At 70.6% G+C, this 25,141-nt stretch carries 18 protein-coding genes; 7 read left to right on the top strand and 11 right to left on the bottom strand.

All coding sequences use genetic code 11. The features are described 5' to 3' along the window. Nucleotides 1-9: 9 nt before the first annotated feature. Together ACFPCV_RS34275 and ACFPCV_RS34270 are read right to left on the bottom strand one after the other, a co-directional pair. Nucleotides 10-3,243: a DUF2961 domain-containing protein gene (locus tag ACFPCV_RS34275; protein WP_378061125.1), complete on the bottom strand. Its 3,234-nt coding sequence runs from the start codon at nt 3,241-3,243 to the stop codon at nt 10-12. Nucleotides 3,244-3,529: 286 nt separating this feature from the next. After that, complete coding sequence (locus ACFPCV_RS34270) at nt 3,530-4,279, bottom strand: GntR family transcriptional regulator (RefSeq protein WP_378061123.1); 750 nt, start codon at nt 4,277-4,279, stop codon at nt 3,530-3,532. Between the two features lie 91 nt (nt 4,280-4,370). Here ACFPCV_RS34270 and ACFPCV_RS34265 point away from each other — a divergent pair, with 91 nt between their 5' ends. Next, the gene (locus ACFPCV_RS34265; protein ID WP_378061121.1) at nt 4,371-5,594 is read left to right on the top strand and encodes a threonine synthase; all 1,224 of its coding nucleotides are present in this window, start codon (nt 4,371-4,373) and stop codon (nt 5,592-5,594) included. A 16-nt stretch (nt 5,595-5,610) separates the two neighbouring features. Here the strand turns inward: ACFPCV_RS34265 and ACFPCV_RS34260 are convergent, their stop codons facing one another. Then, a complete protein-coding gene (locus ACFPCV_RS34260; protein WP_378061120.1) occupies nt 5,611-6,771 on the bottom strand; it encodes a pyridoxal phosphate-dependent aminotransferase in 1,161 nt (386 codons plus the stop codon). Nucleotides 6,772-7,035: 264 nt separating this feature from the next. Here ACFPCV_RS34260 and ACFPCV_RS34255 point away from each other — a divergent pair, with 264 nt between their 5' ends. Continuing rightward, nucleotides 7,036-7,197: a hypothetical protein gene (locus ACFPCV_RS34255; protein ID WP_378061118.1), complete on the top strand. Its 162-nt coding sequence runs from the start codon at nt 7,036-7,038 to the stop codon at nt 7,195-7,197. Nucleotides 7,198-7,314: 117 nt separating this feature from the next. Here ACFPCV_RS34255 and ACFPCV_RS34250 read toward each other — a convergent pair whose 3' ends face one another. Next, on the bottom strand, nt 7,315-9,150 hold the full coding sequence (locus ACFPCV_RS34250; RefSeq protein WP_378061117.1) for a GTP-binding protein: 1,836 nt from the start codon (nt 9,148-9,150) through the stop codon (nt 7,315-7,317). Nucleotides 9,151-9,376: 226 nt separating this feature from the next. On the opposite strand from ACFPCV_RS34250, the gene ACFPCV_RS34245 reads away from it, so the two are divergent. After that, nucleotides 9,377-9,982: a hypothetical protein gene (locus ACFPCV_RS34245; RefSeq protein WP_378061116.1), complete on the top strand. Its 606-nt coding sequence runs from the start codon at nt 9,377-9,379 to the stop codon at nt 9,980-9,982. Between the two features lie 75 nt (nt 9,983-10,057). Here ACFPCV_RS34245 and ACFPCV_RS34240 read toward each other — a convergent pair whose 3' ends face one another. Then, on the bottom strand, nt 10,058-14,032 hold the full coding sequence (locus ACFPCV_RS34240) for a discoidin domain-containing protein (RefSeq protein WP_378061115.1): 3,975 nt from the start codon (nt 14,030-14,032) through the stop codon (nt 10,058-10,060). Nucleotides 14,033-14,400: 368 nt separating this feature from the next. On the opposite strand from ACFPCV_RS34240, the gene ACFPCV_RS34235 reads away from it, so the two are divergent. Then, a complete protein-coding gene (locus ACFPCV_RS34235; protein WP_378061114.1) occupies nt 14,401-17,580 on the top strand; it encodes a S8 family serine peptidase in 3,180 nt (1,059 codons plus the stop codon). Here ACFPCV_RS34235 and ACFPCV_RS34230 read toward each other — a convergent pair. Genes ACFPCV_RS34230 through hemE form a run of 5 tightly spaced genes read right to left on the bottom strand, consistent with a single transcriptional unit; the run spans nt 17,562 to nt 22,668 of the window. Further along, complete coding sequence (locus ACFPCV_RS34230) at nt 17,562-18,302, bottom strand: phosphodiesterase (RefSeq protein ID WP_378061112.1); 741 nt, start codon at nt 18,300-18,302, stop codon at nt 17,562-17,564. The two genes, ACFPCV_RS34235 and ACFPCV_RS34230, sit on opposite strands and share 19 nt — an antisense overlap. A 49-nt stretch (nt 18,303-18,351) precedes the next feature. After that, nucleotides 18,352-19,506, bottom strand: coding sequence for a CoA transferase (locus ACFPCV_RS34225; RefSeq protein WP_378061111.1), 1,155 nt, complete (start codon nt 19,504-19,506; stop codon nt 18,352-18,354). Then, the gene (gene hemQ, locus ACFPCV_RS34220; protein ID WP_378061109.1) at nt 19,507-20,196 is read right to left on the bottom strand and encodes a hydrogen peroxide-dependent heme synthase; all 690 of its coding nucleotides are present in this window, start codon (nt 20,194-20,196) and stop codon (nt 19,507-19,509) included. It abuts the gene before it with no gap. Nucleotides 20,197-20,200: 4 nt separating this feature from the next. Then, nucleotides 20,201-21,622 carry a protoporphyrinogen oxidase gene (gene hemG, locus ACFPCV_RS34215; protein WP_378061108.1) on the bottom strand — a complete coding sequence of 474 codons (1,422 nt, stop codon included), beginning with the start codon at nt 21,620-21,622 and terminating at the stop codon, nt 20,201-20,203. Further along, nucleotides 21,619-22,668, bottom strand: coding sequence for a uroporphyrinogen decarboxylase (gene hemE / locus ACFPCV_RS34210; protein ID WP_378061107.1), 1,050 nt, complete (start codon nt 22,666-22,668; stop codon nt 21,619-21,621). The genes hemG and hemE overlap by 4 nt, the downstream gene beginning before the upstream one ends. 141 nt (nt 22,669-22,809) lie before the next feature. On the opposite strand from hemE, the gene ACFPCV_RS34205 reads away from it, so the two are divergent. After that, entirely contained in the window at nt 22,810-23,373 is a 564-nt protein-coding gene (locus ACFPCV_RS34205) for a DUF3000 domain-containing protein (protein WP_378061106.1), read from the top strand. Here ACFPCV_RS34205 and ACFPCV_RS34200 read toward each other — a convergent pair. After that, on the bottom strand, nt 23,351-23,575 hold the full coding sequence (locus ACFPCV_RS34200; protein ID WP_378061105.1) for a hypothetical protein: 225 nt from the start codon (nt 23,573-23,575) through the stop codon (nt 23,351-23,353). The two genes, ACFPCV_RS34205 and ACFPCV_RS34200, sit on opposite strands and share 23 nt — an antisense overlap. A 250-nt stretch (nt 23,576-23,825) precedes the next feature. On the opposite strand from ACFPCV_RS34200, the gene ACFPCV_RS34195 reads away from it, so the two are divergent. Together ACFPCV_RS34195 and ACFPCV_RS34190 are read left to right on the top strand one after the other, a co-directional pair. Continuing rightward, nucleotides 23,826-24,746 (top strand): Scr1 family TA system antitoxin-like transcriptional regulator, encoded by a 921-nt coding sequence (locus tag ACFPCV_RS34195; RefSeq protein WP_378061104.1) that lies wholly within the window; start codon nt 23,826-23,828, stop codon nt 24,744-24,746. A 9-nt stretch (nt 24,747-24,755) separates the two neighbouring features. Next, nucleotides 24,756-24,956, top strand: coding sequence for a DUF397 domain-containing protein (locus ACFPCV_RS34190; protein ID WP_378061103.1), 201 nt, complete (start codon nt 24,756-24,758; stop codon nt 24,954-24,956). Nucleotides 24,957-25,141 lie beyond the last annotated feature (185 nt).

The raw sequence follows: 25,141 nt of genomic DNA, 5'->3' as shown, positions 1-25,141 counted from the left end.
CCCGTTGTGTCAGATGGTCGGGCGGGGGATCTCGGTACCGTTGCCGAAGTCGTCGTGCCACCGGACGGTGGTGCCGGAGAAGGCCGACCCGGTCGAGGTCGCCGCGAACACGTCCGCGGCCGCGTTGTTCGTGAACGTCAGTATGTCGGCACGGCCGTCGCCGTTGACGTCACCGAGGCCGGGCAGCTCGGCGCCGACCGCGAAGAAGTCGTGCCACTTCCACGCGTTCTGCACGAACCGGCCACCGTCCGAAAGGGACACGTAGACGTCCGCGGCGGCGCCGCGGGTGAACGTGACCACGTCGTCACGCCCGTCCCCGTTCACGTCCGCCGCGCCGGCCAACTCGGTGCCGACCGCGAAGTTGTCGTGCCAGAGCCAGCCTTCCTGCACGAACGCGGTGCCGTTGGACAGCGACACGTACGCGTCGCCCCTGGTACCGCCGGTGAACGTCACCACGTCGTCGCGGCCGTCGCCGTCGAAGTCGCCGACCGCGGGCCGCTCGTCGCCGACGCAGAAGCTATCGGACCACTTGACGCCCGGCCTGAACGACGAGCCGGTCGACAGCGCCACGTAGACGTCGCCCGCGCTGCCGCAGGTGAACGTGATGATGTCGTCGCGCCCGTCGCCGTTCACGTCGCCGACGGCCGGCTTCTCGGTGCCGACGGCGAAGTAGTCGTGCCAGCGCACCGAGGTGCCGGCGAACCCGGTCCCGTTCGACAGGGCGACGTACACGTCGGCGGCCTCGCCCCTGGTGAACGTCACGATGTCCGAACGGCCGTCGCCGTTGAAGTCGCCGGTCAGCGGCACCTCGCCGGTGACGGAGAAGAAGTCGTGCCCCTTGACCCGGCCACCGAACGCGCTGCCGGACGACAGGGCCGTGTAGACGTCGTTGGTGGCACCCTGGGTGAACAGCACGGCGTCGTCGCGGCGGTCGCCGTCGACGTCGGTCGTGACCGGGACCGTGGTGGTCGCACTGACCACGCCGGACGCGGCGCCCGCGTTGCCCGCCCGGTCGACGGCGACCACGCGGTAGTGCCGGGTGGTGTTCGCGGGCAGCGGCCCGTGCCGGAACCCGGGTGTGGTGCTGGTGCCGACCAGGTTGCCGCCGGTGATCGGCACCGACGAGTTGGTGGAGGCGTACACGCGGTAGTTGGCGACCCCGACGTTGTCGGTGGCTGGCGGCCAGCTCAACGCGACCGCGTGCGTCCGCCCGCCGACGGCCGGGGTCGCGACCCCGCTCGGCGGTGTGGTGTCGGTGAACGGCGCGACGAGGTTGACCGCCGCGTACCGGTTGGCCGTCCACTGTGGACCACTCGGCACGAGACGAACGGTGATGGCGGACTTCCCCGCGGTCAGCGCGGACGGCACCGTGAAGTCGTCGTCGAGCCAGCGCTGCGACTGGTTGCCCAGCGCCTGCACCCACGTCCCGGCGGCCGCGCCGTCCACGGTCACCGCGGCGCTCTGGTAGGCGGCGTTCTGGTCGCTGGTGCGCCGGAGCCGGACCCCCTGGTTGCCGGGGTCGACGGCGAGCCGGAAGCTGATGGCGCCGCCGGTGGACCGGACCTGGCCGGTGACCCCGATGTGGTCGTCGTCGCCCTCGTACACGCTGGTCAGCCCGTACTGCGAGGCGGCGCCGGACTCGGTGTAGGAGTGGGCGGTCCGGCTACCGGCGTCACCGACGACGATCGTGTCGGTGGTGCGGCCCGCCAGCTGCGGCTTCGTGTAGAGGAACGCGGTGGTGCTCTCGGCGACGGGCATGTCGTTCTGCGCCCCGTGCTCGATCCCGAACCGCAGCCCGGTCGAGTAGGAGACGGCGTCGCCGATCTGCAGCCGGTACATGGAGTCGCACTCGACCGCGCACGTGCTGGTGCGGACCCGGTGCCCGGTGTTGCCGGTGAACACCCCGGAGTACTCGCCCCGGTTGAAGTACCAGCCGGACTCGTAGAAGTCCTCGGTGCCGGTGCCGTAGATCTGCGGCGTCAGCGACCCGTCGACCTGGATGCGCTCGTCACCTTCGAGGTAACCGCGTTCGTTGCCCCCGGCGACCGAGTTCCGCACCACCTGCGTGACCCCGACCAGCCGCCCGCGCCCCGGCTGGTCGGCGACCACCCAGTCACGGGCCTGCGTGGTGGTGCCCGCACGGGACTGCGTGGTGAAGTACCCGGCGTTCCCGCTCACCGCCAGTTCGGTGGCCCACTTGCCGTTCGGCGCGTACGTGACCTCGGTGCGGATGCCGCTGACGGTCGCACCGGTGGTGTTCGCGATGCTCAGGGTGGCGCTGTTCGCGTAGGGCATCATCCACCACGCGCTGTACCACCCACCGGCCGCGGCGTCCATGGAGAACATCAGCGAACGCACCTCCCGCTCGCCGAGCCCGGCCCCGAAGAACTCCCCGAGCGGAGCGTCTACAGTGGACCGTCCGTCGAACGTCCCCCGCAGCCGCAACCCAGCGAGGTTGGCCTCGGTGGCGAGGTGGTCGGGCACCCGCACCCGAACCGCGGTGACCGCACCGGGCCCGGCGAGCGTGGCGATGGTCGCGGCCCCACCGGCCCCCGGCGAGACCGTGGCACCGACGGTGGCGGCACCGGGCTGGGCGGGCTTGGGATCCTGCCGCCCCGCGTTGCGCAGCAAGGAGATGACGTCGTTCGCGGGATCCGCCGGGTTGAAGCGTGTGACCCCGTCCGCGTCGGCGAACTCCCGGTACCCGACGTGGTAGAAGAGCGGGTTGCTGGTGGTGGTGACGAGCATCGAGGACCGGTAGGGCATCGGCACCTTGATCGTGACGCCCCCGGAGGTCTGGTCGGCGTTGGTGACGAGCGGGAACACGAACGGCGCCCCGAAGTCCCCGTTCACGACCCGCTGCAGACTCGCGTCGAGCACGGTGACCCCGTCGAGCACGATCCGGATGTTCCCGGTCGCCGACACGTTCCCCTCGTCCCGCGTGAACCAGATCGACTGAATCTCCCCGGCCCCCCGTTCCTCGGCGAGGACACACCCCGGCCCGTTGGTGCGCAGACACGAGTACCGCCCGACGAACCCGTCGTCGTTGGTGCCGTTCCGCGCGAAGCTGGAGAACTGCTTGGTCTGCGACCCGCCCGCGAGATCGGGCAGCAGATCCAACCGCCGGTAGGTGTCCCACCCGACGGTCCCGTCCCCGGCGCGCGGCTGCGCCCCCGCACCGGAGACAGGCCCCAACCCGAGCACGACGAGCGCAACACAGAGCAGGACGGCGATTCTCGACATCGAGGACACCTTTCGATCAACCGCAGAGGCAGGGGACGGTCGATACGCACCCGAGTAATCGTTTACCCAAGCGGCCCTAGTGTCCGATTGGTGACTCAGTGACGTCAATAGGCTAGATGGCGGTACCGATTCACAACACGGGCCCAGCAGGGCGGGCCAGCGCCGTGAAAGACGCGTTGACGCGTGACGAGTGCCGCCAATGGGCCGTTCAGGGCGCTGAGCGCCCTGAACGCGCCTTTCAGGGCATCGGCCTGCCCGTCCGGCCATCAGGCAGGCAAGCCGACGATCAAGAAGCCCGTCCACCCCGGTCGAGAAACCGATCGAGAGCATTGGCGGACTTGCGAACGTGCCGCCGAGCCGACCGTTCGGCCTGCTGCTGCCGACCGGCCGCGATAGCGGCCACGATCTCCCGGTGCTCGACGAGCGCGGCGGAAGGCCGCCCCGGCACGCGAGCCGAGGTGGCCCGCCCCAACCGGAGCTGCCCGATCATGTTCTCGGCGACGTGCCGCAGGCGCCGGTTACCGGCGGCCTCGAGAATCTCCTGGTGAAACCGCACATCAAGATCGCCGTACCCGGACAGGTCCCGCGCCTCGACCGCCGCCGCCTGCTCTGCCACCAGCTCGGTCAGCCGCGCGACCAGCGCATCGCGGGAAGGAGCGGCGGCGGCGCGCCGGGCCGCTATGCCGTCCAGCACCTCGCGCAGTTCGTACAGCTCCTGCATGTCGTCGCGGTCGACCTCGGGCACGAAGAAGCCGCGGTGCGGGTGGAGCACGAGGAAGCCCTCCCGCTCCAGTGCGGTCAGCGCGGCCTTCACCGGCGTCGCCGACAGGCCGAACTCCTCGCAGAGCGGGCGCACGGACACGTGTGCCCCCGGCGCCAACCGCCCACTGAGAATCGCCTGGCGCAGCTCACCGTACGCCATGCTGCTCAGGGTGCTCCTCGGCAGCGACATCGCCGTCCTCCCGCTGGTCAGTGACCGGATCACGGTACCGAGCCGTCGTCGGCGGCGTGCGAGCAGATCGGCGCGGCGGCGCACAACATTGAATCTAAAATCCAGTATTGCTCCTGCGAAGCGAGCGGTGCTAGAACGGACTTGGTGAGCCATCACCCTGGCGCGAGGAGATCCGTTGGCAGAGCCATGGAACAGCGCACTGTCCCACCTGGAGTGCGGCCGGTGCGGCACGCGGTACGACGCCGACGAACCACAGAACCTGTGCGAGTGCGGCACCCCCCTGCTCGTCCGCTACGACCTCGACCTGGTCGCGCGCACGGTGTCCACAGCGGACATCGCGAGCCGGCCGGGTGACCTGTGGCGCTACCGCGAGCTGCTGCCCGTCCGCGACCGCAGGCACGTGGTGTCGCTCGGCGAGGGGATGAGCCCGATCCTGCCGCTGCGGTCCTACGGCGCCCGCATCGGCGTGCCGGACCTGCTCGTGAAGGACGAGGGCATGCTGCCGACCGGCAGCTTCAAGTCGCGCGGCGCCGCGGTCGGCGTATCCCGCGCGCTGGAGCTCGGCATCGACCGGATCACCATGCCCACCAACGGGAACGCGGGCGCGGCGTGGGCCGCCTACGCGGCCCGCGCCGGCCTCGAGGCGCTGATCGTGATGCCGCGGGAGGCGCCGAGGATCACCCGTATGGAGTGCGCGATGGCGGGCGCGCGCCTGTACGTCGTGGACGGTCTGATCGGCGACGCGGGCAAGCTCGCCGCGCAGGCCGTCGCCGACGGCTGGTTCGACACCGCGACGCTCAAGGAGCCCTACCGCATCGAGGGCAAGAAGACGATGGGGATGGAGATCGCCGAGCAGCTCGGCTGGCGGATGCCGGACGTGATCGTCTACCCCACCGGCGGCGGGGTCGGGCTGATCGGCATCCGCAAGGCGCTCGACGAGCTGGTCGCGCTCGGCTGGCTGACCGGCAGGCTGCCGCGTCTGGTGGCCGTGCAGTCCTCCGGTGTGGCACCGATCGTGCGCGCGTTCGAGCAGGGCGCACAGACCGCGCGACCGTGGGAGGGCGCGGCGACCGTGGCGTTCGGCATCAACGTGGCCAGCGCGGTCGGCGACTTCCTCATCCTGTCGGCGATCCGCGACACCGGCGGCACCGCGGTCGCGGTCGACGACGCGGACATCCTCGCCGCACAGGCCGAATGCGCGGCGACCGAGGGGGTGCTGATGTGCCCGGAGGGCGCCGCGACGCTCACGGCGGTGGCACGGCTGCGGGCCGACGGCTGGCTGGACGGGTCGGAGGAGGTCGTGGTGCTCAACACCGGCAGCAACCTGAAGTACCCGCACACGGCACCCGGCGCGGAAGCGCCGCTGCTGGCCAAGGACGGGCTGCTGCCACTTCAGTAGGTCAGGCCCAGGTGGTTCACGCGCTCTGGGCGTCGCGGCGGCGGGCCAGCTCGTCGTCCCAGCGGGGCTGCAGGTAGTCGTCGAGTCCCTCCATCAGGCGCGCCACGTCCTGCTGCGGGCGGACGACCAGGCGCACGAACTGGTTGCTCATCCCCAGCTTGTTGCCGCACTCGCGGATGAACACCTGGTGGCGGCTGATCAGGTGGTCCCGCAACGCGGTGCCGTCCACCCCGGGGCCCAGCTTCACCAGCAGGAAGTTCGCCTGCGACGAGTACACCGACAGCTCGGGCACCCGCGCGAGCTGCATGCCCATGCCGTACCGGTCGCGGGCCAGCAGCCGCAGGCTCTCCCGGTACTCGGCACCGTGGGCGCCGAGCATGAACACGATCGACTCGGCGAGTGAGTTCAGGTTCCACTTCGGCAGGGTGCCGCGCATCTTCCGCGCGAGCCCCGGGTTCGCGACCAGGTAGCCGAACCGGATGCCGTGCAGCCCGAAGTTCTTGCCGAGGCTCTTGAGCACCACCACGTTCGGCCGGATCGCGGCGTCCGAGGCGACCGACGGCGCGGGCTCGGCCTCGACGAAGTCGATGAACGACTCGTCGATCACCACCAGGTCGAGGTCGGACAGCTCGTCCATGAACCGCACCACCTCGCGACGCGGCAGGTACCCGCCGTCGGGGTTGTTGGGGTTGCACAGCACGGCGACCCGCGACCCGCGCGACCGGATGAACCGCACGTACTCGTCCACGCTGAGCTGGAAGAAGTCCACCTCACGCAGCGGGAACATGTCGACCCGCTTGCCGGTCTCCATCGGCTGGTCGGTCCAGCGCCCGAACGTCGGGATGGGGATCGCGACGCTCTCGTGGACCCACAGGTGGTCCATCCATGTGATCAGCTCGGTCGACCCGTTGGCCATCGCGACTGTCGCCGGGTTCAGCCCGAGCACCCGCGCGAGCTGGCGGGTGATCGTGTCCGCGTCGCTGGGGTAGAACTTGAGCATCATCTCCAGGTTGCCGGCCAGCTCGTCGAACATCTCCGGGGTGGGGAAGTACGGGTTGCACGGGATGCAGAAGTCAACCAGCTGCCTGCCGTGGTCCCCCATCCGCCTGGCCAGCTCGAAGAACGACGGACTGTGCGCGGTCTGGCCGAACAACCCCGAATCCACACCGTTGTGCACACGATCACATCCGTTCCGGTCGCCGGGCACGCCCCGTCACCACACATACGTACGGATCGAGCGAGCAGTTCACCGCGAGATCGGGTGCGTGGCCGTGTTGCCGGACTCGCCGCCGTGAGGCATCGTGAGGGGGCCCACTATCGGACGCGGTCCCGGTGTCACCTGATGGGGCTATTGATCACCGACCCGCACCATCGCATACCGTCGAAGCAGCAGAATGGTGCCAACCGTACGGCTGGATCGGAAGGGCGAGTCGAGGCGCGGATGAAACCCAAAAAGGTCCTGCTGCTCGCGGCGGCGGCCGTCCTGATCTACACCCTGATCGCGCACCCCAGCCAGCTCGGCGACGGGGTGCAGGCGATCTTCGGCTGGATCGGGGACGGCCTGGAGGCCATCATCACCTTCCTCAAGAGCACTGTCGACTAGCCCGCCCCCACCGAGGCGGACCGTGGCGGGTGCTGTCACGTTCCCGTGAGGTAACCGCTGGTCAGGCGCAGGTCTCCGCACAGCGATCGATGGGGACACGTCCTGGCACCGCGACGGTCACACCCTGCGGACCACGTGCAGCAGGTACTCCTTGCGGTTGAGCGGGTTGTGGTCCGAGCGCGGCCGCCGCGGCGGCATGCCCGTGACCTCCTGGTAGTGGTCGAAGGCGCTCTCGAACACCCCTTCCCCTCGGGTGAGTGTCGGCAACCGCCGCGTCAGGGCGTGCACGTTCTCCGCCGGGATGTCCCCTTCCACCACGAACGCCCCGGCCGCCACCTGTGAGGTCAGCGGGATGGCGCGGTGCCGCGCGAGCACGGGCATCACGGTGCGGTAGCAGTCGGCCGGTGCCTCCAGCCGGAACCGGTGCATGGGCTCCAGCACGGTGGTACCCGCCTGCGCGAGCGCGGCCATCAGCACGAGCGGCGTGAGGTTGCGGAAGTCACCCGCGGTGCTCGACATGCTCTTGTCGAACGTGCCGTGGGAGTGGCTCTGGCGCGCCCAGTACCCCGAATGGGTCATGGTGACGAGCACGTCGGTGACCTGCCAGCCGGACAGGCCCTGCCGCAGCGCGGTGTGCACGGTCTCCTCGACGGCCACGAAGAACGCGTAGGGCATCGACCCCAGCTCCACGCCGAGCCGGAACCCGACCCCGGAACCCGGCGGGCCGGGCTCGACCCGCAGCCCGACGGTCGCGAGGAACGGGCCGGTCCCGATCAGCTCCACCGCGGCCCCGGTGCCTGCCGGCCGTTCGACGCAGATGGTGGTGGACTCGCGGAAGGTGACCTCGATGCCGTACTCGTCGCGCAGCGTGGCGCCGATGACCTCCTTCTGCACCTCCCCGTACAGGGAGACCGACAGCTCGTCGTCCTGGCGCAGGTTGATGAGCGGGTCCTGCTCGGCGAGCTCGGTGAGCGCCGCGTACAGCGCGCCGGCCCCGCGGCGGTGCACCGGCGTCACGACCGTCTCCAGCGTCGGCGGGGCGAAGCGGTGCCCGGTGGCCCGTGGTGCCTCGCCGATGGTGTCACCGATCCGCACGTCCAGTCCCCAGACCTTGGCGATCTGCCCGCCGGACACCTCGGCGGCGCCCCGCGAGACCTCGCGGATGGCCGTGACCTTGCCCGCGTCGAGCCGGTCCCGGACGCGCAGCGTGCCGGAGTACATGCGGATGTAGGAGACTTTCTCCCCCGCCGGTCCCCGCTCGACCTTGAAGACGGTGCCGGACAGGGGCCCGTCGGCCTCACCGCGCGCCGGCAGGAGCGTGGTGAGCGCGGCCATGAGCGCGCCGACCCCGTCGCCGGTGATGGCGGAGCCGGTGAACACCGGGTGCACGGTGCCGTCCCGGGTCCGGTCGGCCAGCCGGTCGGGCACGGCGGTGCCGTCGAGGTAGGCGGCGAGCACGTCGTCGTCGTGCTCGGCGAGCGCCTCGACGTCACCGGGCCGTACCGAGGGCGCGAGCCGGCCGAGTTCCCGGTGCACCCGCGCGGGATCGGCGCCGCGGCGGTCGGCCTTGTTGACGAAGATCAGCGTCGGGATCCGCAGCCTGCGCAGGGTCCGCAGCAGGACACGGGTCTGCGCCTGCACACCCTCGACCGCGGAGACGACGAGGACGGCCCCGTCGAGCACGGACAGGACCCGCTCCACCTCGGCGATGAAGTCGGGGTGGCCGGGGGTGTCGATGAGGTTGACGGTGACGCCGTCGCGCTCGAACGAGACGACGGCGGCCTTGATGGTGATCCCGCGCCTGCGTTCGAGGTCGAGGGAGTCGGTCCGGGTGGACCCGGCGTCGACGGAGCCGAGTTCGCCGATGACGCCCGCGTCGAGCAGGAGGCGCTCGGTGAGGCTGGTCTTACCGGCGTCGACGTGCGCGAGAATCCCAAGGTTGAGCGATGGCAAGAAGGTTCATGTCCTCTGCGTTGACGGCAGTTGGCTGGTTGGACATGAACGTCGCTCGCATGACTGAACCCCCTGGGATCTGGTGCCACCAGCAGAACAGACCGCTCGCGGGCGCGGCAACCGAATATCCCGCACACGCCGCGCACGGTGGGGCCGCGGTCCGCTCGGCACCACCAGCGGTGTCCGGGACGCCACCGTGCACCGGATTCGCCATGGTGCCGCCCGCATGAGCCGTGACTCCCCGCACCGGCACCCGCCGGTGCGGGGAGGCGGGCCCGTGGTGCAGGCTCCGCACGTGCTGAGCGTGCGGATGAACGACGCGGCGGCCGGGACGCTCGGGCCGCGGCCCCTCGTTGCCGAGCTGACGCCGCGACTGCGGGCGCTGGTGGCCGAGGGTGTCGTGCTGCGCGGCGAGGTTCTCGTGTTCGCGGGGCACGCCGACCGTGCCGACACGGCCGACCGGACCGACCTGACCGGGTGGGAGTGCACGGTCAGCAGCTTCCACCTGGACGATGTGGTCCCCGTTCGGGTCGGGCACCTGGACAGCCGCCAACCAGTTGTCAGTGAGGCGGACCAGTTGCTGATGCTGCGCCACGGGGTGGGGTTCGCGTTGGAGATCGTGCGGCTCGTCCGCGAGCTGCCCGAGTCCGTGGCGGTGCGGTGCATCGTGAGTGCGAACAGCACGAACGGGACCTTCCGGTTCCACCGGATCAGAAGCGGCGAGTCGTGGCTGCAAGCCGACCTCGACGGGTACCGGTCCGAGAAGGTCGTCGTGGTCGACGGCGGGCCGTCGAGTGCGCTGAACGCCGTCGCGGGGCAGCCGCGGGCGTGACCACCATGGGACGCCGGGCTCGTCGCCGACATGACGGCGCCGCCGAGGCCGTGAGCCCCGGCGGCGCCACCGTTCTCAGTCGCGGTTGATCGTGAACGTGCTCGTCGTGTTCCTGATGTCCTCCGCGTTGTTCGACAGCGTCAGGTTGTCGAAGGTGACCGAGCCGCGGGCCGGGCCCTCGCCCGCCTCCGGCATCTCGTTCGCCCAGATGCCGATGCCGGACCTGTCGTCGTACGCGTCACCGCTCTTGCGTGCCCCCGAGATCGACACGTTCGTGAAGACCGTGTCCGCCACCGGGAACAGCGGCTGCCCGCCGACGTAGTCGGTCTGGAACATGATGCCGTGGTAGGTCGGGTCCACGATGTCCACATCGGACACACGGATCCCCTGGAAGATCTTCGTCGCCGAGTAGACCCAGATGCCGGGGAACGTCTGCGCGCCCCAGAAGTGGCCACCCGCTCTGACCACCGACACGTTCTCGAACCGGGTCGGTGGTGCGGCGCCGAAGCCGTTCATCGGGATGCCGAAGTCCAGCGAGCTGATCGTGATCCCGGAATACACCAGCGTGTCCGCGACCAGCAGGTTCCGGAACACGTTGTCATACCCGCCGTACACCGCGAACCCGGCGGCCCGCCACGTCAGCATCGACGTCAGGTTCTCGAACCTGTTGCCCGTGACCTCACCGCCGCCGCCGTCCTGGGCGTTGAACAACGCGAACGAGTCGTCACCGGTCGCGCGGGACTCGTTGTTCGTCACCAGGTTCCCCGAGCTGCCGTTGGTCATGTTGACGCCGTCGGCGAACATGTTCCTGATGCGGTTGTCCCGCAGCGTCATGTTGTCGGTGTTCGCGCCCCAGTACAGGCACACCATGTGCTCGACCCAGATGTTCTCGATGGTCGAGCCGGAGATCCCGTTGAAGTCGAACACCTTGCCCGGTCCGTCGATCCGCGACGTGTAGTTGCCGAAGTACGCGAACCCGGAGAACACCGAGCCGCTCGCCGACGACTCCGCGCGGAACCCGACATCCGTGTTCTCCTGGGTGGCCGGCGCGCGGAACCTCGTGTACCACGGGCCGGCGCCGATGACGCGGACCGGCTTCATGTACACCTGGAACTTCGACGACGTCTGGTAGTCGCCCGGCGGCAGGTACACCCCGACGAGGTCGCCTGTCGTGTCCATCCGCACCCTGTCCAGCGCGTTCTGCACGTCCTGGTGCCCGAACCCGGTCGGCACCACGTACTTCGCGGGGTCGGGGTTCGCGATCGGCGACACCTGCTCCAGGCTCACGAAGTCGACCGCGAACGTGCCGCTGTTCGCCGCGTCCTTCTGCAGCCGGATCCTGCTGCCCGCCGGGATCGACGAGTTCAGCATGACGTTGGCCTCGTCGTAGATGTGCCGGGGGCCACCGGCGCCTGGCGAGTTGCCGGGGGCGGCCTCGTTGCCGTACAGCCACGCGTACCTCGACGTCACGTCGATCGCCTTGTGGAACTGGCCGTTCACGTACACGTTCAGCGTCGAGTCCGTGCCGCCGCCACCCGCCGAGTCCGGAATGGACACCCGGGTCACGAGCGTGTTCGTCGGCGCGCGCGTGGTCCACTCGACGTAGGCGCCGTTGGCGTTCAACGTGACCGCGCGCCTGCCGGACGCCTCACCGGCGAGGTCGCCGATCGTCCTGTTCGGACCGACCACCGACGCGCCACCACCGGTGACACCGTCCTCGGCCTCGTACATGTCGTAGGGCATGTTCGCGCCACGGCCGACGAACAGGCTGTGCGTCGAGGTGTTGTTGCCGTGCTTGGCGGCCAGCTCGTTCGCGTCGTTCGCGAGCACCACGCGCACCGTGTACCTGCCGTTGGCCGCGGTCCACGTGCCGAGCCCGACCGGCGCCGTCACCGCACCGGCGGCGATCGTGCCGTTGGCGGCGCCGGTCAGCGTCCGGACCACCGCGCCGGTCGTGGCGTTGGTGACCGTCAGCGTGATGCCGTGCGCGCCGCTCGCCGACGCGATCGTGCCCTGGTTGCGGATCGCGACCGAGAAGTTCACGACCGACCCGTTCCGCGGCGTGGTCGGCGACCAGCCGACCGGCGACGCGACCAGGTCGGACGTCGGCACCGCCGTGACCACGAGCGGGGCGGCGCTCGTGAACGAGTTGTTCGTCTCGTTGGTCTCGATGACCGCGTCGGACTCGTCGACCTTCGCGGACGGCGAGTAGCTGCCCGCGTCCCGCGCGCCGATGTTCGCGTCGACCGTGGCCGAGGCCCCGGCGGCGAGCGCGCCGACCGACGCCGTGCCGACGGCGGTCGTACCGAGGTAGAAGTTCACCGACGTGGCGGTGGCCGGGCGGGTACCGGCGTTGCGGACGGTGGCCGACAACGTGACCGGGTTGCTTTCCGACGGCGCGGTCGGCGACCAGGTCAGCCCGCTGATCTGCAGGTCAGGGTTCGCGGCCGGCTCACCGATGACCTGCAGCTCGGCGACCTGACCGGCCGGCGCGCCGGTGTTGGCGGTGAACCGCAGCCGCAGGTCCGCGGCCGTCGCGCTCACCGGGATCGTGACCGTGTTCCCGGCCGCCGGGCCGAAGCCGTACTGCTGCGCCGCCACCACGGACGTGAACCCGGTGGCGCCCTGGTCCCGGCCAAGCACCTCGATCGTCTGCGTGCGCGGCCCCCACGACTGGTCCGGGTTGAGCTTCACCACGACCGAGGTGATCGCCGCGTTCGCGCCGAGGCTCACGGTCAGCGTGTTCGGGTAGGCCCCGCCGTTGCCCTCCCAGTACGTGCTCACCGAGTCGTCGTTGGCGTTGGCCGCGACGAACGTGTGCACGTGCCCGGACGCGGTGATCGGCTTGCCGACCGCCAGGTTCACCCCGGCGCTGGTGCCGGTGCGGGTGACCGTGTTGCTGTTCGGCGACTGGTTGCCCGCCGCGTCCCGCGCCCGCACGAAGTACGACACCGTCGCACTGGCGGGCTGGCCGTCGGTGAACACCCGGGTCGCGGAGTCCACAGAGGACCGGAGCGATCCGTTGGCGTAGATGTCGTACGCCGTCACGCCCACGTTGTCCGTGGCCGCGTTCCACGTCAGCCGGATCTGCCCGGTCGCGGGCTGCGTGAGCGCGAGCCCGGTCGGCGCGGTCGGCGCGGTCGTGTCGCCGCCCGATGGCCCGTACACCTCGAACTCCGAGAGCTGCCCGGCCGGCCAGCCGGTGTTGGCGGTGATGTGCAGGCGCAGGTACCTGGTGGTCACCGTGTCGAAGTCGATCGTCACGGTGTTGCCGGTCGCCGGGTCGAACTGGTGGCCCGCCGACGCGACGAGGTCGGAGAAGCCCTGCCCGTCGGCGCTGTGCCGCACGACCAGGGTCTGCGTGCGGGCCTCCCAGTTCGCGGGCAGCTTCAGCACGACCCGGTTCGCCGCGACCGACGCGCCGAGGTCGGCCTGGATCCACTGCGGGAACGCGTTGTTCTGGCTCTCCCAGTAGGTGGCCTGGTTCCCGTCGCCCGCGTTCGACGCGACGTACGGCGAGTTGCTGGTGCCCGAGGTGGCCGCCGTGACGAGGTTGGTCGTGGATGCCCGCGCCGCGTACACCTCCAGCGCGGCGAGTTGTCCGCGCTGCGGGAACCCGACCCGGACGTACCTGGCGTTCGTCTCGGCGAGCGGGACCGTGACGGTGTTGTCGCTCGCGGCGGAGAAGGACCTGGTGGTCGCGCCTGCCGCGGTGTCGAAGGTGGCGCCGTCGACGCTGGTCTGCACGGACAGCAACTGGGTGCGGGACGACCAGCTCGCGGGAAGTCCGAGGGTGACGTGGTCGAGGCGGGCGGGCTTGCCGAGGTCGACCTGGACCCACTGGTCGCCGGACTTGGTGCTCTCCCAGTAGGTGTCCTGGTCGCCGTCGGTGACGTCGGCGGCCGTGGCGGGGTTGGAGGAGGTGGTGACGGGCCTGCCGAGGGCGAGGTCCGTGGATTGTTCTGCGGTGGCGGCGGGCCCGGTCGCGGTGACCAGGCCGAAGACGAGTGCCGCGGCGGTCAGCCACGACAGGAGGGGCTTCGCTCTCATTGCGTCGCTCTCATCGTTGAGGGCCGAGGGGCAGGGGTTGATCGATATTTGCGTCGCTTTGCTCAGTTTTTGCATCGATCAAGTCATAGAGTTGCCCACGCGCTACCCGAAGTCAAGACTCGGACGCAACCCGTACGCGGCGTCCACGCCGCGCCTGCCCACGCGACCGGTTACGCAGAGGTAAGTGAATTGCCGACCGCGTACTTCATTCGGCCTATTGTCACTCGTTCGGGCGGCCGGATACGTTGCGAGGACGCACGAGCGCTGGGGGCACGGCGGCACAATCACATAGCTTTCGCACACGGTCAGGCGACTTCGCGTGACCGTTGGCCGGCACCCCCATGCGCGTAACCACGGAGGTGTCTTGGGTGCGAAGAATCGGAGTCGGTGCCATCGTCATGGGGCTGGTGTTCGCCACCGCCACCGCCCCCGCCGCGCGGGCGCAGCCACCGCGATCGGCCGGGCTGCCGGCCACCACGATCACCCTGGTCACCGGTGACCAGGTCGTTCTCCTTGGGGGAGAGCCGAAAGCGGTCCGTCCGGGACCCGGCCGCGACGGCATGCAGTTCTCGGTGCGCAAGACCGCGGACCACCAGTACGTCATCCCCGCCGACGCGATCAGCCCGGTGGCGCAGGGCCGCGTCGACCGGCGGTTGTTCGACATCACCACGCTCAAGGAGTTCGGCTACGACAACCGCGCCACCGTGCCGCTGATCGTCACCGGCCAGGGCGCGAACCGCGTCGCCACACAGGGTCGAGCGCTGCCGAGCATCGACGGCTACGCCTACGAGGCGGAGAAGGGCGCGGCGTGGCGCGACCTCACCAGTGCCCGCGGTGTCAGCAAGGTCTGGCTCGACGGCAAGCGGAAGGCCGTGCTGGACCACAGCGTCCCGCAGATCGGCGCGCCCGCCGCCTGGGACGCCGGCTACACCGGTGCGGGCACCAAGGTCGCGGTGATCGACACCGGCGTCGACCAGACGCACCCCGACCTCGCCGACCGGGAGATCGCCGAGGCGAACTTCTCCGAGGCACCCGACAACGTCGACCACTTCGGCCACGGCACGCACGTCGCGTCGATCGTGGCGGGCACCGGCGCGAAGTCCGGCGGCAAGTACCGTGGCGTCGCCTCCGGCGCGCAGATCCTCGACGCGAAGGTGCTCGACGACTTCGGCGGCGGCCTCGAGTCGTGGATCATCGCGGGCATGGAGTGGGCTGCCGAGCAGGGCGCCGACATCGCCAACATGTCGCTCGGCGGCGGTGACACACCCGGGATCGACCCGATGGAGGAAGCCGTCAACCGGCTCTCCGCCGAGTACGGCACGCTGTTCGTGATCGCGGCGGGCAACGCGGGCGGCGAGAGCACGGTCGGCACCCCCGGCAGCGCGGACGCCGCGCTCACCGTCGGCGCCGTGGACCGCGACGACAACCTGGCGAGCTTCTCCAGCCGCGGCCCCAGGGTCGGCGACGGCGCGATCAAACCCGACGTCACCGCGCCCGGCGTGGCGATCGTGGCGGCACTGCACTCCGACGGCACGATCGGCCCGGAGGTCGAACCCGGCTACACCGCACTGTCCGGCACGTCCATGGCCACCCCGCACGTCGCGGGGGCGGCCGCGCTCCTCGCGCAGCAACACCCGGACTACACCGGCGCGCAACTGAAGGCGGTCCTGTCGGCGTCGGCGAAGCCGCACCCGGACCTGACCGCGTTCGAACAGGGGTCCGGCCGGATCGACGTGGCCCGCGCGATCACCCAGTCGGTGGTGACCGAGCCGACGAACGTCAGCATCGGCACCGTCCAGTGGCCGCACGACGACGACGTGCCGGTCAGCAGGACGCTGACCTACCGCAATCTCGGTGACGCGGACGTGACGCTCGCGCTGTCGCTCGACACGGACGCGCCGGCGGGCATGTTCACGTTGAGCGCCGAGCAGGTCACCGTCCCGGCGGGCGGCACGGCCGAGGTCTCGGTCACCGGTGACGCCGGTGTCGGCGACGTCGACGGGTTCTTCTCCGGCGCGGTCGTGGCGACCGAGGGCGAGTCCGTGACCCGCACGCCGGTGGCGCTGGACCGCGAGGTCGAGAGCTACGACCTGACCGTCGACACGCTCGATTCCTCCGGCGCGCCGACCGGCGAGTACGGCCTGCTGCTGTACGGCATCGACAAGTACCGGTTCGCGACGCCGTACGACGAGGACGGCAGCGTCGAGGTCCGGCTGCCGAAGGGCACCTACCTGCTCGACGACACCGTGTTCGAGGGCACCGACGAGAACTCGCGCGCCAGCATCCTGGTCCAGCCGAAACTGGTGCTGGACAGGGACATGACGGTCACGGTCGACGCACGCGTGGCCGAACCGGTGAGCGTCACCCCGCCCGCGGCGGCCGACCTGATCCTCGGGGACCTCGGCTACTCGCTGACCACCGAAAGCGGTGGCCTCGGTTCCGCGTTCCTGACCGAGGACCTGAGCACGGTCTCGACGGCGCACCTCGGTGAGCCACAGCCCGCGTTCACCGCGAAGGTCAACACCCAGTGGACGGCCGACGACGGTTCGTTCTACGGTCTCGCCTGGTTCCCGCGGGCCGCCATGCCGACCGGGTTCACGAAGGCCGTGACCTCCAGGGACGTCGCGACCGTGCGTGCGTCGCACGGTTCCCCGACGCCCGACCGCACCGGCGGCAAGATCTCGTTCCCGTCCCCGGCCGAGGGCGGCGGGATGGTGTTCGGCATCGAGACCCCGGTGGACCTGCCGGGCGAGCGCAACGAGTACTACACGACCGGCGGCGTGCAGTGGCAGTCGATACTCCTGCAGCTCAACGGGGAGGACATCGAGGCGCAGTTCACCTCGCCGAACGACGAGTACCGGGCGGGCAAGAAGTACCGCACGTCGTTCAACCACGGCGTGTTCGGCCCGGCGTTCACCAACGACGGCTACCCCGGCGGCTGGATCTACCGGTACGCCAACGAGTTGTACATCCTGCCGCCGTTGTTCTCCGACAACGCGGGCAACGCGGGGTTCTCGATCGCCGAGTCGGAGTCGCTGCGGCTCTACCGCGACGGCGAGCTCGTCGGTGAGACCGACTCGGCGTCGGGCTTCTTCGAGGTGCCCGCGGAGGACGGCGAGTACCGCGTCGTCGTGACGGCGGACCGGCCGGCCGACGTGTTCGACGTGAGCACGACGGTCAGTGCCGAGTGGACGTTCCGGTCCGCGTTCGTCGACGAGGAGAACGTGCATCCGATCGAGGCGTCCGCGCTCCGGTTCACCCCGAAGCTGGCCGCCGACAACACGGCCAAGGCAGGCGTGCCGTTCCTGGTGCCGGTGTCGTTGCAGCACAACGGAACCGGTGCGGTCGACCGCGCACGCACACTCAAGGTCGAGGCCTCCTACGACGGTGGCAAGACCTGGCGGCGCGCGCACACGGTCCTCAACCTGGTCGCGGTGCTGTACCACCCGGCCGGCGCGGAGACGGTGTCGCTGCGGGCGACCGCCACCGACCGCAACGGCGGCACGGTGACCGAAACCCTGTTGAACGCCTACAAACTCCGGAAGTGAGTGACCAGCCCTCGGTCGCCGTCGAGCACGTGGAAGGCGACCGAGGGCGGTGGGCCGTAGCCGATCACGTCGCCGCCCTCGAACGGCAGCGTGACGGTCGAGACCACGCCGGGCGCCACCACCAGGGGGCGCCCGGCGAAGGTCGTCGTGGCCCCGGTGTGCGCGTGTCCACACAGGACCGCGACGACGTGGCCCGGCAGCACGTCCGCCAGCCGGTCCGCGTCCTGGAGCCGGATCCCGTCGACGAACGGAATGCCCAGCGGCACCGGCGGGTGGTGGAGGCAGACCAGCGCCGGTTCCCCGGTGTCGGCGAGCACCTTGCCGAGCCAGGCGAGCGTCTCGTCGTCGAGGTACCCCTCGTCGCGTCCCGGGATGCTGGAGTCGCACATCGCGATCGTGTACCCGCCGAGGTGGTGCACCCGGTTGACGGCACCGGTGTCCGCCTGCTCGCCGAGCAGCGTGCCGAGGTAGGCCGCCCGGTCGTCGTGGTTGCCAGGGCAGGTGAGGACCGGGAACCGCAGTGTGGCAAGGAGTTCCCGAACGGTCTCGTACTCCGCCGCCAGCCCGTGGTCGGCGAGGTCCCCGGTGACGAGCACACCGTCGAGATCGCCGCCGATCCCGTTGAGCCACTCGACGGTGTCCATCGCCCGCCGCAACGCGCGGGCACCCCCGTCTCCCCGGTCCTGCCCGATGTGCAGATCGCTGATGTGCGCGAGAATCACGAATCCCCCTGTACTTGTTCGGCTTCGTAGCGGGCTTGCCGCCCTGACGTCACCACCACGCGGCCGGGTCGCTGCCCGGGTGGCGCGGGCCCGCCGGTTCGACCGTCGCGCCGGGGACGCGGAGGTGGCGCAGGCGGCCGAAGTCGCTGTCGGTCTCCGTCAGCCACGGCGCCGGGTCCACTTCGGGCACCGGGTCGCCGTCGCCGAGGTCGTGGAGCCATTCCGCTGTTCTCGCAAGGGAAACGTGGACGTGCCACGAGCCGCCCCGGCTCAGGGCGGTCATGGCGCCGTACGCGGCGAGCCAGCCCGTGCCGTGGTCCAGTGCCTGCGCGGGCAGCGGTCGCGGCGGGTCACCGGCGGCGATGCCGGTCGACATCTGGACCAGGCTGTCGAAGCCGCGGCGGTCGCGCCACGGGCCGGTGTGGCCGTACGCGGACAGGCTGACCACCACGATTCCCGGCCGTCGCGCCGCCAGGTCGGCGGCGCGCAAGCCCAGCGCGCCCGGTCTGTACGACTGCACGAAGACGTCCGCCTCGGCCGCCAGCGCGCGTACGCCGTCGAGGTCGGTGACGCACTGGCGTTTGCCGAAGTCCGTGTCCCGCACCAGGTCCAGCAGCACCGGCCAGTCCGGCGGTGTCACGTGCAGGACGTCCGCGCCGTGTGCCGCCAGCACCCGGCCGCACACCGGCCCGGCGATGACGTGTGTCAGGTCCAGGACCCGCACGCCGGCCAGCGGGCTGTCCCCGGTGCGTGGCGACGCGGGTGCCGAACCGAGTTTTTCCAGTGCCACCAACGGTTCCTCGCGGACCGAGGCGCCCTGGGCGGCCAGCCAGTCCGAGCGGGTGCGCAGGGCGGCGGCCGCCCCACCCGCTGCCAGCACGGCGTCCTCGACGGCGATCGCGGGCAGCCGGGCGACCGCCGACGCCGGATCGGGACCCAGTGCGCGGTGGATCGCGGCGGCGTGGTGCGGGTAGTTGGCATGCAGCCGGACCCACCCGTCGACGGCGCGGTGGTCACCGGAGAGCGGGGCCCACAGCGGCCCGGTCGAAGCACCGAGCACCCGCGTGTGCCGTTCGCTGCGGAACGCCTCGAACGCGTGGCCGGGGTCGACCGGGCCCGGCGCCGGGCGGGCCCACAGGTCGTACGCCGCCCGCGTGGCCATGGTCACGCAGGTCGTCGCGAGTTCGGTGACCCGGTACGCCATCTACGGCAGGCTCGCCACCAGTTCCGCCGGGGCGACGCGCGTCCCGGTGTAGAACGGGATCTCCTCCCGCACGTGCCTGCGGGCCGTGCTGCCCCGCAGGTGCCGCATCAGGTCCACGATCCGGTGCAGTTCGTCGGCCTCGAAGGCGAGGATCCACTCGTAGTCGCCGAGCGCGAAGGACGCGACCGTGTTGGCCCGCACGTCGGGGTAGTCGCGGGCCATCTTGCCGTGCTCGGCGAGCATCCCGCGGCGCTCCTCGTCGGGCAGCAGGTACCACTCGTAGGACCGGACGAAGGGGTACACGCACACGAACTTCCTCGGCTCCTCACCCGCGAGGAACGCCGGGACGTGGCTCTTGTTGAACTCGGCGGGCCGGTGCAGCGCGACCTGGCTCCACACGGGCGCCGACGCGCGGCCGAGCGCGGTGCGGCGGAACCCGGCGTACGCGGTCTGCAGCTGCTCGATCTCCTCGGCGTGCCACCAGATCAGGTAGTCGGCGTCGGCACGCAGACCGGCCACGTCGTACACGCCGCGCACGACGACGCCCTTGTCCGCCAGGCCGTCGAGGTACTCGCTCGCCTCGGTGGCGGTGGGCTCACGGTCGTCCCCGAGCGGCGTCGACACACTGAACACCGACCACATCGTGTAGCGGATCGTGTCGTTCAGCTCGGTGTAGTTCAGGCGGGCCATGACCTCATACTGCCAGGTGCGCGGCCACCCGTTCCGCGGCGGCGGTGGCGGCGTCCACGCAGGCCGGGATGCCGACACCGCGGAACGAGGCGCCCGTCACAGCAAGGCCCGGCACGGCCTCGACGGCACGTTCGATTCCGGCGGTCAGGTCTGTGTGACCGACCCCGTACTGCGGCAGCCCCCCGCCCCACTTGGTGACCGTCCAGGCGTCCGGCCTGGCCTCGACACCGGCCAGCTCGGCCAGATCGGCGAGCACGTCGGCCAGCAGCGCGTCCTCGTCCCGGCGCAGCGTCAACTCCTCACCGACGCGCCCGACCGACGCCCGCAGCCGCACCCGCTCCCCGCCCCACTTGCGGGAGGTGAACGTGAACGCCTTGGCCGTGAACGGGGTGCCGTCGCGGTGACGCTCTCCCACGGCGAGCAGCACCCCGCTGGCTTCCGGCAGGGTCACGTCGGCGGGCAGGACCATGCTCACGACTGCCATGGACCCGACCTCGATCCGCCCGTAACCGGCCGACGCCGCCGGTGCCACGTCGGCGAGCAACTTCCGCGCGGCTGGCGGCGGCACGGCCACCACAACGGCGTCGGCGTCGATGAACTCGGGCCGCGGCACCGGCCCCACCTCGACCCGCCACCTGCCCTGAAAGACGCTTTCGGGACGTTGAGTGCCCTGAAAGCGTCTTTCAGGGCATTCCAGCCGCCGGACGGTCGTGCCGAGCCGGATCTCCGCCTTCGCGGCGTCCGCCAGCGCGCCGACCAGCTCACGCATCCCGCCCGGCAGCGTGCCGAACACCGGCTTGCGCGGCCCCGGCACGTCCGGCACCAGCGACGAGGCGGCACCCGTCAGCGAACCCGTCGAGTTCAGCGCCGTCACCAGCGCGGGCATGGTGGCCCGCAGGCCCAGCCGGTCGGCACGGCCCGCGTACACGCCACCCAGCAACGGCTCCACCAGGTGGTCCACCACCTCGCGCCCGAGCCGCTGCGACAGCAACGCGCCGACCGACGCGTCCTCACCGTCGGCCAGCGACACCGGCGGCAGCGACGACTCCGCCGCCACCCGCGCGACCCCGTCGGCCGACAGCACGTCCCGCACCGCGTCCGCACCGGCGGGCACGCCGAGGAACGTCCGCCTCGGCAGCCCGGCCGTCCTGCCACCGGCCCGGATCGTCGCGGTGGCACCGGTCGGGTGCACCACGGACAGCCCCAGTTCCTCGACCAGCCGCGACGCCGACGGGTTGCGCACCACGAACGCCTCCGCGCCGACGTCGGTCGGCACGCCGTCGAGGTCGACCGTCCGCAGCTTCCCACCGAGCTGGGCCGACTGCTCCAGCACCGTCAGCCGTGCCGAGGGCCCCAGCCGCTGCCGCAGCCGGTACGCCGTCACGAGCCCGGAAACGCCCCCACCGATGACAACGACGTGACTCATGGTTCGAGGCTGTGCACCAGCTCGACGACCCGCGTCAGCACGTCCGGATCGGTGTCCGGCAGCACCCCGTGCCCCAGGTTGAAGATGTGCCCCGCCGCGGCCCGGCCTTCCGCGTGGATGCGCCGCACCTCGCCCTCCACCACGGAGAAGTCCGCGAGCAGCAGCGCCGGGTCCAGGTTGCCCTGCAACACGGTGCCCGGCAGCCGCCGCGCCGCCTCGTCCAGCGGCAGCCGCCAGTCCACGCCGACGACCTCCGCGCCCGCCTCCCGCATCGCGGGCAGCAGCTCGGAGGTCCCGACCCCGAAGTGGATCCTCGGCACCCCGGCGTCGGCGAGCGCCCCGAGCACGGCGGTCGAGTGCGGCAGCACCAGCTCGCGGTAGTCCCGCTCCGACAGCGCACCGGCCCAGGAGTCGAACAGCTGCACCGCCTGCACCCCGGCCGCGACCTGCATGCGCAGGAACTCGCGGGTGATGCCCGCCAGCTTGTCCAGCAGCGCGTGCCACGTCTGCTTGTCCGAGTGCATGAGCGCCTTCGTGCGCTCGTGGTGGCGGCTCGGCCCGCCCTCGATCAGGTAGGACGCCAGCGTGAACGGCGCGCCGGCGAACCCGATCAGCGGTGTCGCGCCCAGCTCGTTGCGCAGCAGGCCGATCGCCCGCGCGACGGGCCGCAGCGCCTCCGCGGTCACATCCGGCAACGCGGCGACGTCGTCGGCGGTCCGCACGGGCGAGGCGACGACCGGGCCGGTGCCCGGCACGATGTCCACGTCGATCCCAGCCGCCACGAGCGGCACCACGATGTCGCTGAACAGGATCGCCGCGTCCACGTTGTGCCTGCGCACCGGCTGCAGTGTGATCTCGCAGACCATCTCGGGGTTGAAGCACGCCTCGAGCATCGGCACGCCCTCGCGCAGCTTCCGGTACTCCGGCAGCGACCGGCCCGCCTGCCGCATGAACCAGACCGGCGTGTGACTTGGCTTCTCACCTGCGGCTGCCACCAGCAGGGGCGCGGTCTGCACGCGCTCGGGCGCGGCGGGTTCCGGTGTCATGAAACCAGCGTGCCACGGGTCGGATGAACCATCCTGAGCGCCCCAAGATCAGAATCGCCCACTGTCGGTGTGCACAAGTAGGACCAGACTCCGGCGCGCCGTACCCACTCACTGACTCGGGTGGTCCTACAGTTACGAGTCGTGACCAGTACGTCGGGAGCACCCGAGCTGTTCACTCAGGCCGTCGCCGCGCTGAAGGCGCTGCGACCGCGGCCCGAGTTGCAGCTCGGTGTCGTTCGCGCTCCGCAACGCCTCGCGCCGTGGGCGTATGCGTTCACCGCGGAGGTCAACGGCCCCGAGGACGAACTGGCCACGGGCCGCCTGATCCTCCTGCACGACCCGGACGGCCAGGAGGCGTGGGACGGTGTCCTGCGCGTCGTGACCTACGTCCGCGCCGAGCTGGACGCCGAACTGGCCGCCGACCCGCTGCTGCCCACGGTGGGCTGGTCGTGGCTGACGGACGCGCTGGCCGCCACGGGTGCGGAGTACCGCGCGCTGGGCGGCACGGTGACCGACACGTCGTCGGCCCGCTTCGGTGACATCGCGGGCCCGGCCAGGACCGACGACCTGGAGCTGCGTGCCTCCTGGACCCCGGTGAACGCCAACCTCGGCCCGCACGGCGAGGCCTTCTTCGACCTCATGGCGAGCGTGGTCGGGCTGCCGCCCGTCGGCGTCACGATGTTCAGCCAGCGCAACGGCTCCTGACCCCGTCGATCTCCGCCAGGGCGTCGGTGCCCAGCTCCACGAGCGCACGCAGTGCCTCGCGCTGCAGCACGAACTCGAACGCGTCCACCCCGATCGTGCCGCACGTGACCTGCACCTGGTCGGTGTTGTCGATGCTCATCGCGACCGGGCAGCCCGCGCGGATCACCACGTACGAGCTGACGATCAGGTTGGCTCCCAGCATTGCGATCTCCTGTTCTCGGAAGGCGGACGACGGCACACGACGGAGGAAGAACGGGGAGACGCGTGCCGCCGCCCACCGGCGGGCCCGGCCAGAGGGTGGGAGGCAGCCGGGCGAGCTTGACCCGCGCCCCGCACGCAGAGCCCTGCGAGAGCGCGCACGGGACGGGGCTGTCAGCCGTATAATGTTCTGCAATCCGGACTGACGTTGGAAACTGTATCAATGGAAACTTTCCAGCGCACGGTCCATTCGGGTGATCAACTCAAAAGGCACAAATGTGCAATTTCCGTGTAGAGGAGCCAAAGTGGGCGACCGTCCAGGGCCGACACTGCGCCGCCGCAAGTTGGTCAAGGAGCTGATCGCGGCACGGCAGTCCGTGGGCATGAACGCCAGCCGGCTCGCGGCGGAGATCGACCTGAAGCCCAGCGCGGTCTCCAAGATCGAGAAGGGCACGCAGGGCCTGACCGTCCGCAACATCAAGGCCTACGCCCGGGTCACCGGCCTCTCGAAGACCAAGACGGACGAACTGCTCCTGCTGGCCGCCAACGACGACACCTACGACGACTGGCTCGTCGAGTTCCGCGCGGACATGCCCGACTGGTTCGCCCTCTACCCCGAACTGGAACAGGACGCCGTCCAGATCTGGACATACAGCTCCGAACTGGTCGAGGGCCTGTTCCAGACACCCGACTACGCCGAGGCGATCGTCCGGGCAGGTCTCCCTGACATCTCCAGCGAGGAACTCGAACGTTCCGTTCAACTCCGCACCCGCCGCCAGTTGCTACTCGGGAAGGCGCACCCACCAACGCTTCGACTCGTCCTGAACGAAGCAGTCGTCCGTCGGCAGGTCGGCGGCGAAGCCGTGATGGCCGAGCAGATTCGGCATCTCCTCGAACTCTCCGAACGCGAGCACATCTCGATCCAGGTCCTGCCGTTCAGCGCGGGAGCGCACCCCGGCATGAAGACCGGCTTCACACTCCTTCGCTTCCCCGAAGGCTTCGACGACATGGACTGCGTCTACCTCGAGAACAACAACGGCGGCGTCTGGCAGGAGGTCCTCGAACACGTCGCCGAGTACTCCGCGACCTTCGAGCGGCAACGCTCGATGGCGCTCTCGCCCCAGGAAACCAGTGCGCTGCTGGCTAGCCTGATCCAGAACCTGCGAGAGCGATAGGAGATCACCATGGAGTCTGACCTGGTGTTCCGGTGGCGCACGTCCAGCTTCAGCGGCCAGACCGGTCAATGCGTCGAGTTGGGTCTTGCCCCGGGCACGGCCAACGACGAAGGGGCGGTCCGCGACAGCAAGAACCCGACCGGACCGACGCTGCGCACCGCCCTCGCCCCACTGATCACCTTCGCGAAGTCAGGTCACCCAGCCCGCTGACCGGCCACGTCCAATGCCCTGAAAGGCGCGTTCAGGGCGCTGGGCGTCCTGAACGCGCCTTTCAGGGCAGGTTGTCCACAGGGTGGGGGTTGTTGTCCACAGGTTGGTGCGACGGGGTCAGGGGGCGTGTCGGGGCGGTCGATGGTGATGTATGCGAACTGGAGATTGGGCTCACCTGCAGAAGG

It is taken from the genome of Actinophytocola glycyrrhizae, from assembly GCF_042653545.1.
GTDB lineage: Bacteria > Actinomycetota > Actinomycetes > Mycobacteriales > Pseudonocardiaceae > Actinophytocola > Actinophytocola glycyrrhizae.
The sequence above is the reverse complement of the archived record's forward strand: the minus strand, read 5'-3'. Positions and strand labels throughout refer to the sequence as shown.